Raw genomic sequence first — 14884 nt, 5'->3', positions numbered from 1 at the left:
CCACCCCTTCCTTCGACTCACAACACGTCCGGCGGAACCTCTCAGGGGCAGGTTCCGCCGGAGAATCCGTACCGGAGAGGGCGGCCACCACACGGTGGCCGCCCTTCCGTCGGATCAGCCGAAGTTGCGCTCGATCGAGGCGCTCGGCGTCGGGGTCGGCTTGGACTCCGCCACCCGCTTGTCGCTCGGGTGCGTGCCGGCCTCGATGCCCTTCAGCGTGCCGAGCAGCTCCAGCTCGGACAGCGTGACTCCAGTAGCCCCGGCCGCAGGCGTCAGCACCAACCGGTACTGCGTGTACGTCTTCGGCTGGGCCACGCTGAACGACCGCGTGTACGACGGGAAGGCCCAGGTCTGGCCCGACCGCTTGTCCACGGTCGTCCACTTGGTCCCGTCGTTCGAGCCCTCTAGCGTCCAGCCCGCAGGCGCGGCGCCGGTGGTCCCGCTGGTCAGCGTGTACATCGTCACCGGACGGCCCTGCTGCAGCGTGACCGTCACCGTCGGCGTGGCCCCGGTCAACGTGACCTGCTGCTTGGAGTCGTTGTCGGTCAGCGCGGACACGTCCACGCCGCCGGCCGCGGTGACCGCACCCTCGTCCTCGGTCGAGTCGCGCCAGGTCTTCGGGTCCTCACCGGGCTTGGTGATCGACGGCGGCGCGTCGTTGCGGCCGGTGCCCCAGCTCGACGGCTTGTCGGTCATCTCGAACTCGATCTTGCCGCCGTGCGCGATCAGGTCGTGCGGCAGCGCGGTCGAGGACCACTTCTTGCCGTTCACCTTCACGCCCTTGACGTAGATGTTCTTCGCGCTGTTCTTCGGCGCGCTGACCACCAGCTTCTTGCCGCCCGGCAGGTTCACCGTCGCCTTGGTGAACAACGGCGAACCGATCGCGTACGACGGGGAGCCGACCTGCAGCGGGTAGAACCCGAGCATGCTGAACAGGTACCAGGCCGACATCTCGCCGTTGTCCTCGTCGCCCGGGTAGCCCTGGCCGATCTCCGAGCCCAGGTACAGCCGGCTCAGCACCTCACGCACCTTCTCCTGCGTCTTCGACGGCTGCCCGGCGAAGTCGTACATGTACGCGATGTGGTGCGACGGCTGGTTGCTGTGGCCGTACTGGCCCATCCGGACGTCGCGCGCCTCGAGCATCTCGTGGATCGTGCCGCCGTACCCGCCGACGTGCGTGGCGTCCTCCGGCGTGGCGAAGAACTCGTCGAGCTTCTTCGCCAGCCCGTCGCGGCCGCCGTACAGGGCAGCCAGGCCGGCACCGTCCTGCGGGGTCGAGAAGGCCATGTTCCAGGCGTTGGTCTCGGTGTAGTCGTGACCCCAGTCGCGCGGGTCGAAGGTGGTCGGCGAGTTGCCCCAGACGCCGACGGCGTCCTTGCCCTGGAAGAAGCCCAGCGCCGGGTCGAACAGGGTCACGTAGTTGCGCGCCCGGTTCAGGTAGTAGTCGTAGTTGTCGAGGTACTCCTGCTTGCGCGGGTCGCTCTTCTTCGCCGCGTCGTACAGGGCCTTGGACATGTTGGCGATGCCGTAGTCGTTGATGTAGCCGTCCATCGACCAGCTGAAGCCTTCGGCCGTGGTGTTGGCCGTGTAGCCGTTGAAGGCCGAGAGGTCCAGGCCCTTGCGGCCGACGTTCTCCGTCGGCGGGCGGACGGCCGCGTTCTTCAGCGCCGCGTCGTACGCCGCCTGGACGTCGAGGCCCTTGATGCCCTTGAGGTAGGCGTCGGCGAACGCGACGTCCGAGCTGGTGCCGACCATCAGGTTCGCGTAGCCCGGCGAGGACCAGCGCGAGATCCAGCCGCCGTCCTTGTACTGCTGGACGAACCCGTTCACCAGGTCGTCGGCGGTGTCCTGCGCGAACAGGCTGTAGGCCGGCCAGACGGTCCGGTAGGTGTCCCAGAACCCGTTGTTCACGTAGGTCTGCCCGGCCACCAGCTTCGAGCCGGTCGCGGTCGGGGTGTCCGCGCCGACCTTCGGCGAGACCGGCGACGCGTAGGTGATCACCGGCTTGCGCGCCGTACCGGTGTTCTCCGAGCCGTTGTTCGGGTAGAGGAACAGCCGGTACAGGTTGGAGTAGAGCGAGTGCAGCTGGTCCGCGGTGGCACCCTCGACCTCGATCGTGTGCAGCTTGGCGTCCCAGAGCTTCTGCGCCGCCGACTTGACCTTGTCGAACTTGCTCTCGGCGCCGAGCTCGAGCTCCAGGTTCTTCTTCGCCTGCGCCGTACCGATCAGCGACGTGGCGATGCGGAGCTGGACCTGCTGGACCTTCTTGTCGAAGCTGAAGTAGCCGCCGACGTTCGCGCCGCCACCGTCCGCAAGCTTGCCGGAGGCAACGACCTTCTGGTCGACCACGCCGTACACGAACAGCCGGCCGGCGCCGGTCGACAGCCCGCTCTTCACGTCGCTGAAGCCGGTCACGACGCCGGTCTCCGGGTCGAGCGTCAGACCGCCGTTGTTGTTGGCGTTGTCGAAGACCAGCGACGCCTGGCCCTTCGGGAAGCTGAACCGCAGCATCGCCGCGTGATCGGTGGGAGCGACCTCGAGCGCGTTGCCGTTGTCGAAGGTGACGCCGTAGTAGTACGGCCGGGCCACCTCGTTGTCGTGGCTGAACGCCCACGCGCGGGCCTCGCGGTCCGCGGTCGGCGTCGCCGCCGTCGTCGGCATCACCTGGAAGGTCTGCCGGTCACCCATCCACGGGCTCGGCTCGTGGCTGATCGACAGCGCCTGGAGCTCCGGCTTGTTCTCCTCGTTGTTGCCCTTGGCGTAGTCGTACAGCCAGGACGTCGAGCCGGCGTTCGTCACCGGCGTCCAGAAGTTGAAGCCGTGCGGTACGGCGGTCGCCGGGATGTTGTTGCCCCGGGAGAATCCGCCGGTCGCGTTCGTTCCGCGGGTCGTGAGCGCCAGCTCCGACGGGTGCTTCGCGGCCGTCCTGCGCGCCGCGTCGTCCGGGTTCTCCGCCTTGGCGATCCGCACGTCGTCGATCCAGCCGCGGAAGTCGGCCGGGCCTTCGGGCTTGTCGTAGCCGACGAGGATCCGCTTCACGGTCTTGCCGGCGGCGTACTTGCCGAGGTCGGCCTCGATGTTGTTCCACTGGTTGGTGGACAGGCCCTTGTCCTCGCCCTGGCCGCGCGGGCTGAGGCCGAAGCCGTGGTGGTCCTTGGCCTTCAGGTCGCTCAGGTAGGTCCCGTCCGCGAAGGCCAGGTCGACCGCGGCGTACGTGCTCGGGTAGCTGAGATCGCCCTCGACGTGCTCGGGGAAGATCTTGTACGACAGCCGGGTGTCCTTGCCGACCTTGAGGTCCACGTCGGCGACCTTGTTCCAGGTGTAGCCGCGACCCTCGGAGGTCTGGTGGCCGGCGTACCGGAAGGACTTGACGCCGGTGAAGCCGGTCCGGGCGCGAGCGTTGTACGCGCTGGTCGGGCCGGAGTCGAGCCGCGACTCGGCCACCTCACCAGGAGGCGGCAGCGGGGCGCCGTTCGACAGGTACCAGTCGGCGAGCTGGACGATGTCCTCGCCGTGGTTGAGCGTGACGTCGAGCTTGAAGTGCGTGTACGCCGTCTCGTTCGCGACGGTGTACTCCTTGGTCTGGAAGCGGTTCTCGAACGACTCGCCGGTGCGGGTGTCGAGCACGGTCCAGGTGGTGCCGTCGTTCGAGCCGGACACGGTCCAGTTCTGCGGGTCGCGACCGTCGGCGTCGTTGGCCGAGGTCAGCGCGTACTTGCGCAAGGTGACCGGGGCGGAGGTCTGGTAGGTCAGCCAGCCGGTCGGCTCGAAGACCAGCCACTTGGTGAACTTGTCCCCGTCGGCGACGTTGCTCGCGATCTCACCGCCCCCGGTGTTCTCGCCGCTGGCCGCGACCTGGGTGACCTTGTCCATCTCGCTGCCGCCGATACCGGTCGGCGTCGGGCCTTCGACCCCACCGGTGCGGGGCTTCCCGTCCGGTCCGGTCTCGACCGCGTCGGTGTAGCCGGGCTGCGGCTGCCCCGGCTCGAAGGAAGTGAAGTAGGAAGCCCCACTCACCACAGGCTGCTGCTGCGCCTGGGAGGCGGTGGGGACGGAGGCGCTCGCTGACGTCATGGCAGACATTGTCACAACAAGCCCCAGAGACGTGACGAGCCCCAGTGGGCGGCGGAGTTTCATCTCGCTCCTAGCAGGCAGAAAGTGCCCGCCGAACGCGGGCACCCTGATGGTCACGCGGCCCCGATGACAAGGTTGTCAGCCCGCGTCCGCAGTGATCCTCCCTACCGGCATCACCCCGGGTCAAGACTTCGTCGCACTCTGTCCCGAAGTTACTCCCCACCGGCGACATTTCGCCGTACGACGAACTCGGCGTTTCCCCGCCCGGAAGAGAGGAGGTGGCGCGGCGCGCACTTCCGGGGCCGGCGGGGCGGGAGCCGAGGGCTCGTCCGGGCTCGGCGGCGCGGAGCGCACGCCTCTGGGGCGTGCTGCTCTGTCCCATCCATTCATCAGCGGTCCGCGAGGACGACCTCGCGGAAGCGGCGGGCGGCGGGGGTGGCGGCGTGGCCCTGGGGGAGGACGAGGTCGAGGCGGCGGTGGACGGTCAGGTCGGTGACCGGGAGCTGGCGGGTGGCGGAGGCGACGTGGGGTGGGAGGTCGAAGCCGGTCGGGGTGAGGGTGAGGCCGACGCCGGCGGCGACCAGGTCGAGGACCATCGTCCACTCGTTCACCTCGCAGGCGACGCGGCGAGTGACGCCGGCTTCGCGGAAGGCCTGGTCGACCGTCGCGCGGATGGCCCATTGCGCCGGCGGTTCGACGAACCGTTCGCCGTCGAGGTCGGCCAGTACGACGGAATCGCGCTTGGCCAGCGGGTGGGTCAACGGCACGGTCAGAACGATCGGCTCGGAGTCCAGCGGGGTCACGTCGAGACCGGGGATGCGGTCGGTGGTCGGGGAGACCAGTGCGCAGTCGAGGCGGCCGTCCGCGACCAGGTCGAGCATCTGCATCGCCGGGAGTTGCTGCACGGAGATGTCGACGCCGGGATGCGCCAGCGCGAACGTCGCCAGCCAGGACGAGAACGGCAGTCTGTGACCGCTCGTCTGGAGAGCCCCGATCTTCAGCTGCCCAGCCAGTACGCCGTGCGCATCCTGCACCGCCTGCTGCGCGGCCGCCGCGGCGTCCAGCGTGTGCCGGGCGGCCGGCAGCAGCGCCGTACCCTCGGCGGTCAACCGGACCGGCCGAGTACCGCGGACGAAGAGCAGCGCGCCGACCTCCTTCTCCAGCGCCCGGATCGAGGTGGACAGCCCGGACTGGACGATGTGCTCCCGTGACGCGGCGCGCGTGAAGCCGCGCTCCTCGGCGAGCGCGACGAAGTGCCGCAGGTGGCGAAGCTCCATGTATCTCTCCGGGAGATGGAATTGATCTGTTCCAGGCCCAGTAAAGCTGAGATCGCCAAGCACAGCCGGTCCGTTGCACCTCTGTGGACAACCACTTCCACCGAGAGGTCCCGCTGATGAGCACCACCGCAGTGGCCACCAGGTCCCGGCACACGACCGGCTTCTGGTTCGTCGCCCTCGCCTTCCTGACGCTGATGGCGTTCGGTACGGCGCCCACCCCGCTCTGGCCGATCTACCAGGTCCGCGACCACTTCGGCCCGACCACCGTGACGATCGCGTTCGCCGCGATGGTGATCGGCGCCGCGAGCAGCTTCCGCCTGCTCGGCCACCTGTCCGACCGGCTGGGCCGCCGCCGGATCATCGTGCCCGCGCTGCTCGTCGGGATCCTCTCGGCCGTCGTACTGGCTGCTTGGCCGGATCTGCCGGGCCTGATCATCGGCCGGATCCTGACCGGCGTCGCCGTCGGGCTGATGGCGTCCACCGCGACCGCCTACCTGACCGACCTCTACCGCGAGGCGCGGCCCGACGATGCGACCTCGTCGACTCCCGGTCTGGTCGCCGCGGTGGCGAACCTCGGCGGGCTGTCACTCGGCCCGATCGTCGCGGGCGCGCTGGCGCAGTGGGCGCCAGCGCCTGTCCACACGGCGTACGTCGTGTTCGGGGTCCTGATGATCGTGCTGCTCGGCCTGGTGCTGACCAGCCCGGAGACCGTCGACACCGAACTCGCCGAGCAGGACCGGCCGGTGCGGTTCGCGGTCCGGCCGGGGCGGCGGACCGACTTCGTCGCGGCCGGCGCGGTCGGATTCTTCGCGTTCGCGGTGATCGGCCTGTTCTCCTCGCTCGGCGCGATCATCGTGCGCGGGCAGCTCGGCATCACGTCGTACTTCGTGGCCGGTCTGGCGCCGTTCACCGCGATGGCAGCGTCGGCGGTGGCTCAGCTGGCGCTCCGAAAGCTGCAGCACCGGACGATCCTCACCACCGGCACGCTGCTGTTCCCGCTCGGGCTGGCGCTGACCGCCGTCGCGCTCTACCACCCGGCGCTCTGGCTGATCCTGGTCGCGGCCGCGCTGGCCGGAGCCGGCGCCGGTCTGCTCTTCAAGAGCGCGGTGACCCAGACAGCGATCGCCGCCGAACCGGCCTCGCGCGCAGGTGTCCTGGCGGCGTTCTTCGTGATCGCCTACTTCGGCATGGGTATCCCGTCGATCGCGTTCAGCCTGGTCATCCAGCACCTCGCGCTGCGGCCGACGATGATCGTCTTCGCGGTCCTGCTCTCGCTCGGCGCGCTGATCCCGGTCGCCGTCTCCCGGCGTTCGGTCAGCGGGTAGCGACCACCAGGAGTGTTGGGAGTACGGCGAGGAAGCGGTCGCGGCGGGCGCGGTCGTTCTGCTCGGCCAGCCAACCGTCGGCGTCGTCGCGGGTGATCAGTGCCCGGTCGACCGCCGCGTCGGCGGCCATCTCCAGTTGCTTGACCATCACGTCGTGGCCGGTCACGACCTGGTTGTGGACCACCACCTCCGGGTCGTGGAACCCGGTGTCGAGCAGCCAATCGCGGAAACTCCGGGCGGCCCGTGGCGCGACCGAGCGGGACTCGAGCCCGAGCAGGATCACGTCGGTCAGGTCCTGGTCGCTGCTGTCGACCAGCAGGAAGCCGTAGTCCTGGCCGGCGAGCACGGCGCGGCCGCCGGGCCGCAGTACTCGGTACGCCTCGGCCAGTGTTGGCTGCGGGTCGTCGAGCAGGTGGAACAGCCGGGCCGCGCGGTAGCCGTCGACGGATCCGTCGGCCAGCGGCAGCTCGTCGGACCGTGCCACGTGAAACATCGCGCTCGGGATCCGGGTCGCGGCGACCGCGATCGCGGCGGGGTCGCTGTCGACCCCGATCACCTTGACACCGGCGTCGACCAGTTCGGCCGCCGCATGGCCGCAGCCGCTGGCGACGTCGACCAGCGTCTGGCCCGGGGCGAGGTCCAGCAAGCGGTAGGACTCGGCACGTAGTTCGGCCGCACCGGGCGTCTGCTCGATCCGGTCCAGGAAGGTCAGTTCAGCCATACGACCACGGTGCAACTTCAGGTGCACCTGAAGTCAACACCCGTGGTGACCGGATCAGTCCATCGAGACCTTGTCGAAGATCGTGGTGGTGTAGCGGACGTCGACGCCGACCTCGTCGCCGACGGCCGGCGGGGCCACCGAGGACGGCAGGAACAGCATGCTCGCCTGCATGTGCGGCGGCTCGGCGAACCAGCGCTGCTTGCCCTCGATCGTGAACGGCGACAGCGCCATCCCGGCCGCGTCCAGGCTGCCCTTGGCCACCGCGATCGCGCGCTGCCGGACGCTGGCGGCCGCGGTCGGGGCCTCCAGGCCGACGCCGTGCGCCGTACCGCCGGACACGACCAGGATGTGGCCGTCGCCGGTCACCCGGCGCTGGCGGTAGCCGACGCGTTCGCCGCGTCGTACCGAGTGCACGTCGAGCACGGTCGCGCGGACCGTGAACGCGCCACGGTCGCCCAGCCACAGGCCGGTGCCCATCCGGAGCTTCACGTTCTCGCCGATGTCGGCCAGCTTCTGCGCCGGCACGTGCGACACCCACAGCGGACCCTGCCGTACGGCGCGCGCCTGCTTGCCCAGCTCGGCGGCCTCACGGATGTTGGCCGACGTCCCGCCGGCGCCCATCGGGAAGTGCAGCGACCAGCCCTCGAACTTGATCCGGTCGAGCGCGTTCAGCAGCATTGTGTGGCGCAGCTCGCGGGCGCCGATGCCGTGCCGGCGCATCGACGTCTGCACCTCGATCAGGACCCGGCTACCGGCCGGGATCGAGACCAGATCGGCCAGCCGGCTGACCGTGTGGATCACGTTCTTGCCCTGCGGGACCTCCAGGAACGAGCGCCACGGCGAGAGCACCACGACGTCGTCCTTGTAGTCCGGCGGGACCTCGTTGTACGTGCCGACCGCGACCGTCTTCGCGCCGAGCGCACGCGCCTCGGCCAGCAGCCGCGGGTTCCCCACGCCGTACCCGTTGCCCTTGGCCACCGGGATGATGTCTCCGTTCCACGTGGAACGGAGATGGTCGCGCCATCGATCGGAGTCGATGTGCAGGGTCAGGGGCATGGTGTCAACGCCGTCTCATGTAGAGGTCGAATGCGGTGTAGAGCGCCTTGTTCAACGGCAGATCCCACTCACCGACGTACTCGACGGCCTCGCCGCCGGTGCCGACCTTGAACTGGATCAACCCGACGTGCGAGTCGTTCGGGTCCAAGGTGTCGGTGATGCCCCGTAGGTCGTACAAGGTCGCGCCCGCGGAGAGCGCGTCCGACATCATCCGCCACTGGATCGCGTTCGATCCACGGACGTCCCGCTTGGCGGTCGAGCTGGCTCCGTAGGAGTACCAGGAATGACCGCCGACCCGGACCCAGATCGTCGAGGCGACCAGGTCCCCCTCGTGGTAGGCGTTGTAGAGCCGGAAGTCGCAGACGTCGGACGGCTGGTTGGCCATCGCCGCCTGCATCTTGACGAAGTACGGCAGCGGCCGCGGCGTGAAATGGTCCCGCTCGGCCGTCTCGACGTACAGCTGGTGGAAGGCCTTCAGGTCCTCGGCCGTCCCGAGGGTGACCTCGACGCCGAGCTTGTCGGCCTTCTTGATGTTGCGGCGCCAGAGCTGGTTCATGCCCTTGAGCAGGTCGTCCTGGCTACGGCCGGCCAGCGGGACCTGGAACACGTACTGCGGCTGACCGGCGGCGAAGCCCTCGCCGACCTTCGGCGCCTTCCACCCGAGCGCGCGCAGCTGTGCCGCAACGGTCGCGCCGGACGGCTCGATCACGTCCGCGCGGACGTCACCCAGCTTCGGCTGCTGACCGCCGGCGATCGCGTCCTTGATCGTCTTCGCGGTCCAGCGCCGGGTCGCGACCGGCGGACCCATCCGCAGACCGAACGCGCCCTGCTCGGCCGTGTGCGCCGCGAGCGGGCGCAGGAAGCGGCCGAGGTCGATCGCGTCCCAGTCGATCACCGGGCCCTCGGGCAGGTAGGCCAGGTAGCGCTTCACCTTCGGCATCTGCCGGTAGAGCACCAGCGCGACGCCGACCAGCTCGCCCGGGTTCGCCGGGTCGTACCAGCCGAGCGACTCGGCCTTCCACTCGCTCTTCACCGCCGCCCAGCCCGGGGTCTGCAGGAAGCTCGCCGACGGCTGGGCCGCCAGATAAGCGGCGTGCTCGTCGGCCGAGATGGTCCGGATGCTCAAGTCACTCACGGTCGGTCAGGTTACCGGGCGGGAGCGCAAGACCGTAGCCGAGCGGACAGATCCACTCACTGATCGCGCTCCCACCCGGGGTGTCTCAGCCGATCCGGATCAGCCGGGAGCCGTGCGCGGGCACGTCCTGAGCGGTCCAGCTGCCCCAGGACCAGCCCAGGTTCTTCCGCGCCACCAGGTCACGGACGCTGCGCAGGTGACCGGCGCCGAGGGCCTTGAAGTCGACCTTGATGTCGGCCGGCGTGGACCCCAGGTTGTAGACCGCGGCGTACGTCCTGCCGTGCACGACCTTCTTCCAGACCTGCAGTTCGCCGGCGGTGACGCGGGTCGGCAGTACGGCGGACTGGTCGAGCGCGATCACCTCGGGGTTGGTGAGGATGCTCACGGCCTGGTCGTCGATGTTCTGCAGGTCGCCGCCGACGTACAGGGGAGACGAGGCCATCGACCAGAAGGTCATGACGGACCGCCGCTCGGTGTCGCTGATGCCGTCCTGCAGCCCGGTGCCGGTGTTGTTGACGATCGGCATCGAGTCGAGGTCACCGAGGTAGTTCGACCGCAGGTGCGGCAGCCAGTTCGGCAGGTCCTCCCAGCGGTTGTCGACCGAGCTCTCCCAGGTCGCCGTGGTGTCGCAGTAGCACTCGACGTCGGTGTCGATCCGGACGCCGTTCACCGACGGCCGCAGTCCGTCGGCCGCCGCGATGTCGACCGGCCAGGCGCTGCCGCTCAGCCAGATCTTCCGGCCGACCTTGTCGATCGCCTTCGAGTACGCCGCCATCTCGGCCACGCTGGACGGCAGGATCCCGTCGATCTTGAGGAAGTCGATGCCCCAGGAGGCGAACTTACGGATCACCGAGTCGATGTACGCCTGCGCGCACGGCTTGGTGTAGTCGATCATCCAGTTGTCGTCCCACTTGTTCGCCGTGGTCAGCGGCAGGACGGTGATCTGCTGGACCGTGCAGTTCGTGCCCGCGATCGGCACGTTGTTGTCGTAGATCTTCTTCTCCAGGCCGATCGCGCCGTAGACGCCGAGCTTCAGGCCCTTGCTGTGCACGTAGTCGGCGACCGGCTTGATGCCGTTCGGGAAGCGGACCGGGTCGGCGCTCGGGATGCCGTTCGCGTCGCTGTTGGCCTGCCAGTCGCCGCGGGTCTTGCTCCACTCGGCGTCCAGGTTGATGTAGCGGTAACCGGCCGGCTTGAGCTTGGCCGCCATCGTGTCCGCGGTCTTCCTGATCCGCGCCTCGTCCATCCAGTCGCCGCCGTACCCGGCCGCCTTGGTCGAACCGATGCTCCAGCTGCTCCAGCCCATGAACGGTTGCGGATGCGGTGCCTTCGCCTCAGCCGGCGCCGCGACGGCGAAGGCCAGCAGCGGGGCGATTGCTGCGAAACTGACTACTTTTCGGAGGGTCATACAGCGAACCTATTGTCATTACTTAACCGTGGCAACAAATACCCGCCAGTCGGTTTCCCTAGGCTGAGCGCCATGGGTGTGGCTTTGGTGACGGGGTCGGCGTCGGGGATCGGGGCCGCGGTCGCGCGGCGGTTGGCGGCGGACGGGACGACCGTGGTCGTGCACTCGCGGACCAGTCGGGACGCGGGGGAGGCGTTGGCGGGGGAGCTCGGCGGGAGCTACCTGCAGGCCGATCTGGCGGACGACGAGCAGGCCGCGGGGCTGGTGCCCGCGGTCCTGGCGGCGTACGGGCGGCTCGACGTACTGGTGAACAACGCCGGGATCAGTTGGCCGGTGCCGCACGCCGAGCTCGACGGGTTGAGCGCGGCGGACTGGCGCCGGGTGCTCGACGTGAACCTGATCGCGCCGTGGTTGCTCTGTACGGCGGCACTGCCGGCGTTGCGGGCGGCCGGGGGCTGCGTGGTCAACGTGACCAGCCATGCAGGCGTACGGCCGAAGGGCAGTTCGATCGCGTACGCCGCGAGCAAGGCCGCGCTCAACCACGTGACCAAGCTGCTCGCGGCCGCGCTCGGGCCGGACGTTCGGGTGAACGCCGTCGCGCCCGGGTTGGTCGACACTCCGCTGACGGCGACGTGGACCGAGGCGCAGGAGCTGTGGAAAACCCGGAGCCCGATGGGTCGCGCCGCGCAGCCCGAGGACGTCGCCGACCTGATCGCGGCCGTCGTCGCGAACAAGTACCTGACCGGCGAAGTCATCCTGCTCGACGGCGGCCTCAACCTCCGCTGACGTTCTGTCGGCGGCGGCTTCTACGATCGCCGGATGCCGTCGCTGGGTGTGGACTTCCGTCGTCTCTGGATCGCCTACACGGTCAGCGCCGCGGGCAGCGCGGTCGGTTTCGGAGCGCTCCCGCTGATCGCGGTGCTCGTGCTCGACGTCAGCACCTTCCAGGTCGCGTTGCTGGCCGCGCTGTCGGCGATCGCCGGTGCGGCGCTCGCGCTGCCGATGGGCGACTTCATCGAGCAGCGGCACAAGCGGCCGGTGATGATTGCCGCGGACCTCGTGCGGTTCGCCGTACTGATCAGCATCCCGATCGCCGCCGCGCTCGACGTGATGACGTACGCGCAACTCTGCGTCGTCGGCATCCTGCACGCCGCCGCGCTGATCGCGTTCACCGCGGCCAGCGGCGCGCACCTGAAGGCGCTCGTTCCGCCTGACCAGCGGACCGAGGCGAACGGCCGGTTCGAGCAGTCGACCTGGATCACCCTCAGCATCGGCCCGCCGATCGGCGGTGCGCTGATCGGGCTCATCGGCGCGACGTTCACCCTCGCGATCGACGCGCTCTCGTTCCTGCTGTCGGCGTTCGGCATCAGCCGGATCCGCCACCCGGAGCCGGTCCCGGCGAAGCGGTCCGACAGGCGCGACCTCACCGCGGGTTGGCGCTACATCTGGCGGCAGCGCGGTCTGCGGGTGCTGTTCCTCAACTCGCAGTTCTTCGGTGGTCCGGTGATGATGACGTCCCCGCTGCTCGCCGTGTTCATGCTGCGCGACCTCGGGATGCCGGCCTGGCAGTACGGGCTGGTGCTCGGCCTGCCCTGTGCCGGCGGCGTGCTCGGCGCCTGGCTGGCGCCGCGGTTGACCCGGCGGCACGGGCTGCATCGGATGCTGCTGGTGTTCGGCGTACTGCGGGCGCCCTGGCTGTTGCTGTTCCCGCTGGCGACGCCTGGGACCGACGGGCTGGTCCTGCTGATCGTGGCGGAGACCGGTCTGCTCGTCGCGGCCGGCGCGTTCAACCCGTCGTTCGCGACGTACCGGATGGAGGTGACCGAGGACAGCCACATGGCGCGGGTCTTCACCTCGTGGTCGATCACCTCGCGGGCGGTGCAGCCTGCGTTCATGGCGATCGGTGGGGTGCTGGCCGGGGTGATCGGGCTGCGGCCGACGCTGCTGGTCGCGGGGATCTGCTGCCTGGCCAGCGCCGTCGTACTGCCGTGGCGGAGTGCGGCCCGTGCCGAGCCAGTGCCGGAGACGGCCTGAGCGTTGCGGTACGGTCCGGCGCATGGCGGATGCCGAAGCGACGACCGACCGCACCAGCACGTTCTACTGGGTGTGCGCGATCGCATGCCTGCTGATCGGGCTCTTCCTGGTCGCCGACGTCGTCCAGTCGAGCAGCCGGTACGGCGCGACCGCCTGGACCGGCGTCGTTCTGTCCGCCGTGCTGATCCTGGGCCTGACCGCCCTGTACGCCGGTTGCGCGCGCGGGCTGCTCGAGCTGCGTCAGGTCCTGGTCGGCAACTTCACGCTCTTCCACGCCTCGACCCTCGCCGTGGTCGCCGCGGTCGGGGCCGACATCCTGATCCCCGACCGTGACACCGGCGCGCTCGCCCTGCTGCTGCCGTTCGGCATCACGTACTGGCTCTACAACATGAAGCCCGCCGAGCCCGAGGCCAAGTCCTAGCGCCGAAGCTCTGCGGCCTCGCCGAAGCTGTAGTCGCGGCGAGGCTCTCGCGGGTCAGTTGAGGTGGGCCCGCAGGTAGTCCATGTCCGCCTTCTGACCGTTGTCGGTGTTCGGCGTCTCGACGACCACCGGCGCACCGGCGGCCTTCACCACCGCGACGATGTCGGCCGGGTCGATGTGCCCCTGCTCGAAGTTGCTGTGCCGGTCGGCGCCGGACCCGAACTCGTCCCGCGAGCCGTTGGCGTGCACCAGGTCGATCCGGCCGGTGATCGCGAGCACCTTCTCGACGATCGTCGGCAGCTCCTCGCCGGCCGCGTGGAAGTGGCAGGTGTCGAGGCAGAAGCCGACGTTCTCGAGCCGGTCGTTGCCCGAGGCCTGCACCGCCTCCCACAGCCGCTCGATCCGCTCCAGCTGCCGGGCCATCGCGTTCTCGCCGCCGGCGGTGTTCTCGATCAGCAGCGGGACCGGCAGCTCGGCGCGCTCGATGCACTTGCGCCAGTTGTCGAAGCCGGCCTCGGGGTCGTCCTCGTCGCCGACGTGCCCGCCGTGCACGATGACGCCCTTGACGCCGATCTCGGCGGACTTGTCCAGCGTCTGCTGCAGCAGCTTGCGGCTCGGGATCCGGATCCGGTTGTTCGTGTTCGCCACGTTCAGCCGGTACGGCGCGTGCACGTACAGCGCGACGCCGGCGGCCTCGGCCCGCTCGCGCAGCGCCTCCTCGCCGTCGGCGTACGCCAGCTTCGGCGCCTTGTAGTCCTGCGGGTTGCCCAGGAAGAACTGCACCAGGTCGGCTCCCCGGTCAGCCGCCTCGGCCAGCGGGTCTTCCTGATCGACGTGCGCCCCAAGCTGAAAATTCATGGCACCCACCCTAGAACCGCCCACCGACAACTCCGTCACGACCAGCCCGCCGACCGTGTCACCGGCCGCGCGTCGGTGGCCGGCGGCTGGACCGGGCGCCCCTCGAACTCGGTCGACAGCACCACGTGCGTGTTGAGCTCGCCGTGCTCCCCGAGCCGCTCGAACAGGCCTTCCAGGTGCAGCATCGACGCGACCCGGACCCGCAGCATCGTGCAGGAGTTGCCGCTCAGCTTGTGGATCTCGAGCACCTCGGGGAAGTCCTCCGAGCGGGTCGTCTTCAGCAGGCAGCGCCCGGTCGTGCACCGCATCTGGACGAACGCCGACAACGGCTGCCCGGCCCGCGCCGGATCCACCTCGGCGCGGTAGCCGGCGATCACACCGGACTCCTCCAGCCGTCGTACGCGGTCTGCCACGGCAGGAGGCGACAGGTTCACCCGCTTGCCGAGCTGGTTGTACGACAACCGGCCGTCGGCCTGCAGCGCGGCCAGGATCTGCCAGTCGGTCGGGTCCAGGTCCCGCTCCTGAAAGGTCATTCGTCCAGAACACCTTCGACATCGCCTGTGGACAAGCCCGAA

The 14884-nt window shown here is 69.4% G+C and carries 12 protein-coding genes; 4 read left to right on the top strand and 8 right to left on the bottom strand.

The features are described 5' to 3' along the window. Positions 1 to 114: 114 nt before the first annotated feature. Both ACYVIO_RS05810 and ACYVIO_RS05805 read right to left on the bottom strand, forming a co-directional pair. Positions 115 to 4074 carry a GH92 family glycosyl hydrolase gene (locus ACYVIO_RS05810; protein WP_460649604.1) on the bottom strand — a complete coding sequence of 1320 codons (3960 nt, stop codon included), beginning with the start codon at positions 4072 to 4074 and terminating at the stop codon, positions 115 to 117. Positions 4075 to 4463: 389 nt separating this feature from the next. Continuing rightward, positions 4464 to 5351, bottom strand: coding sequence for a LysR family transcriptional regulator (locus ACYVIO_RS05805; RefSeq protein ID WP_460649603.1), 888 nt, complete (start codon positions 5349 to 5351; stop codon positions 4464 to 4466). A 116-nt stretch (positions 5352 to 5467) separates the two neighbouring features. Between ACYVIO_RS05805 and ACYVIO_RS05800 the strand changes: the two genes are divergently transcribed. Then, a complete protein-coding gene (locus ACYVIO_RS05800; protein WP_460649602.1) occupies positions 5468 to 6676 on the top strand; it encodes an MFS transporter in 1209 nt (402 codons plus the stop codon). Here ACYVIO_RS05800 and ACYVIO_RS05795 read toward each other — a convergent pair. From ACYVIO_RS05795 to ACYVIO_RS05780, 4 genes are all read right to left on the bottom strand, one after another. Further along, complete coding sequence (locus tag ACYVIO_RS05795) at positions 6666 to 7397, bottom strand: methyltransferase domain-containing protein (protein ID WP_460649601.1); 732 nt, start codon at positions 7395 to 7397, stop codon at positions 6666 to 6668. The two genes, ACYVIO_RS05800 and ACYVIO_RS05795, sit on opposite strands and share 11 nt — an antisense overlap. A 54-nt stretch (positions 7398 to 7451) precedes the next feature. After that, positions 7452 to 8453, bottom strand: coding sequence for an alanine racemase (locus ACYVIO_RS05790; protein ID WP_460649600.1), 1002 nt, complete (start codon positions 8451 to 8453; stop codon positions 7452 to 7454). 4 nt (positions 8454 to 8457) lie between these two features. Further along, positions 8458 to 9588 (bottom strand): lipid II:glycine glycyltransferase FemX, encoded by a 1131-nt coding sequence (locus ACYVIO_RS05785; protein ID WP_460649599.1) that lies wholly within the window; start codon positions 9586 to 9588, stop codon positions 8458 to 8460. Between the two features lie 85 nt (positions 9589 to 9673). Beyond that, positions 9674 to 10996 (bottom strand): glycoside hydrolase family 27 protein, encoded by a 1323-nt coding sequence (locus ACYVIO_RS05780; RefSeq protein ID WP_460649598.1) that lies wholly within the window; start codon positions 10994 to 10996, stop codon positions 9674 to 9676. A 72-nt stretch (positions 10997 to 11068) separates the two neighbouring features. Between ACYVIO_RS05780 and ACYVIO_RS05775 the strand changes: the two genes are divergently transcribed. Genes ACYVIO_RS05775 through ACYVIO_RS05765 form a run of 3 tightly spaced genes read left to right on the top strand, consistent with a single transcriptional unit; the run spans position 11069 to position 13451 of the window. Next, on the top strand, positions 11069 to 11782 hold the full coding sequence (locus ACYVIO_RS05775) for an SDR family NAD(P)-dependent oxidoreductase (protein WP_460649597.1): 714 nt from the start codon (positions 11069 to 11071) through the stop codon (positions 11780 to 11782). A gap of 33 nt (positions 11783 to 11815) precedes the next feature. Then, positions 11816 to 13030, top strand: a complete 1215-nt coding sequence (locus ACYVIO_RS05770) for an MFS transporter (protein ID WP_460649596.1) — start codon at positions 11816 to 11818, stop codon at positions 13028 to 13030. Positions 13031 to 13052: 22 nt separating this feature from the next. Further along, positions 13053 to 13451 (top strand): hypothetical protein, encoded by a 399-nt coding sequence (locus ACYVIO_RS05765; protein WP_460649595.1) that lies wholly within the window; start codon positions 13053 to 13055, stop codon positions 13449 to 13451. 54 nt (positions 13452 to 13505) lie between these two features. Here ACYVIO_RS05765 and ACYVIO_RS05760 read toward each other — a convergent pair whose 3' ends face one another. Beyond that, a complete protein-coding gene (locus tag ACYVIO_RS05760) occupies positions 13506 to 14309 on the bottom strand; it encodes a deoxyribonuclease IV (protein ID WP_460649594.1) in 804 nt (267 codons plus the stop codon). A gap of 35 nt (positions 14310 to 14344) precedes the next feature. Continuing rightward, entirely contained in the window at positions 14345 to 14842 is a 498-nt protein-coding gene (locus tag ACYVIO_RS05755) for an Lrp/AsnC family transcriptional regulator (protein WP_460649593.1), read from the bottom strand. Positions 14843 to 14884: the final 42 nt, after the last annotated feature.

This window comes from Kribbella endophytica (genome assembly GCF_054781295.1).
This window is presented reverse-complemented; position numbering and strand designations above follow the sequence as displayed.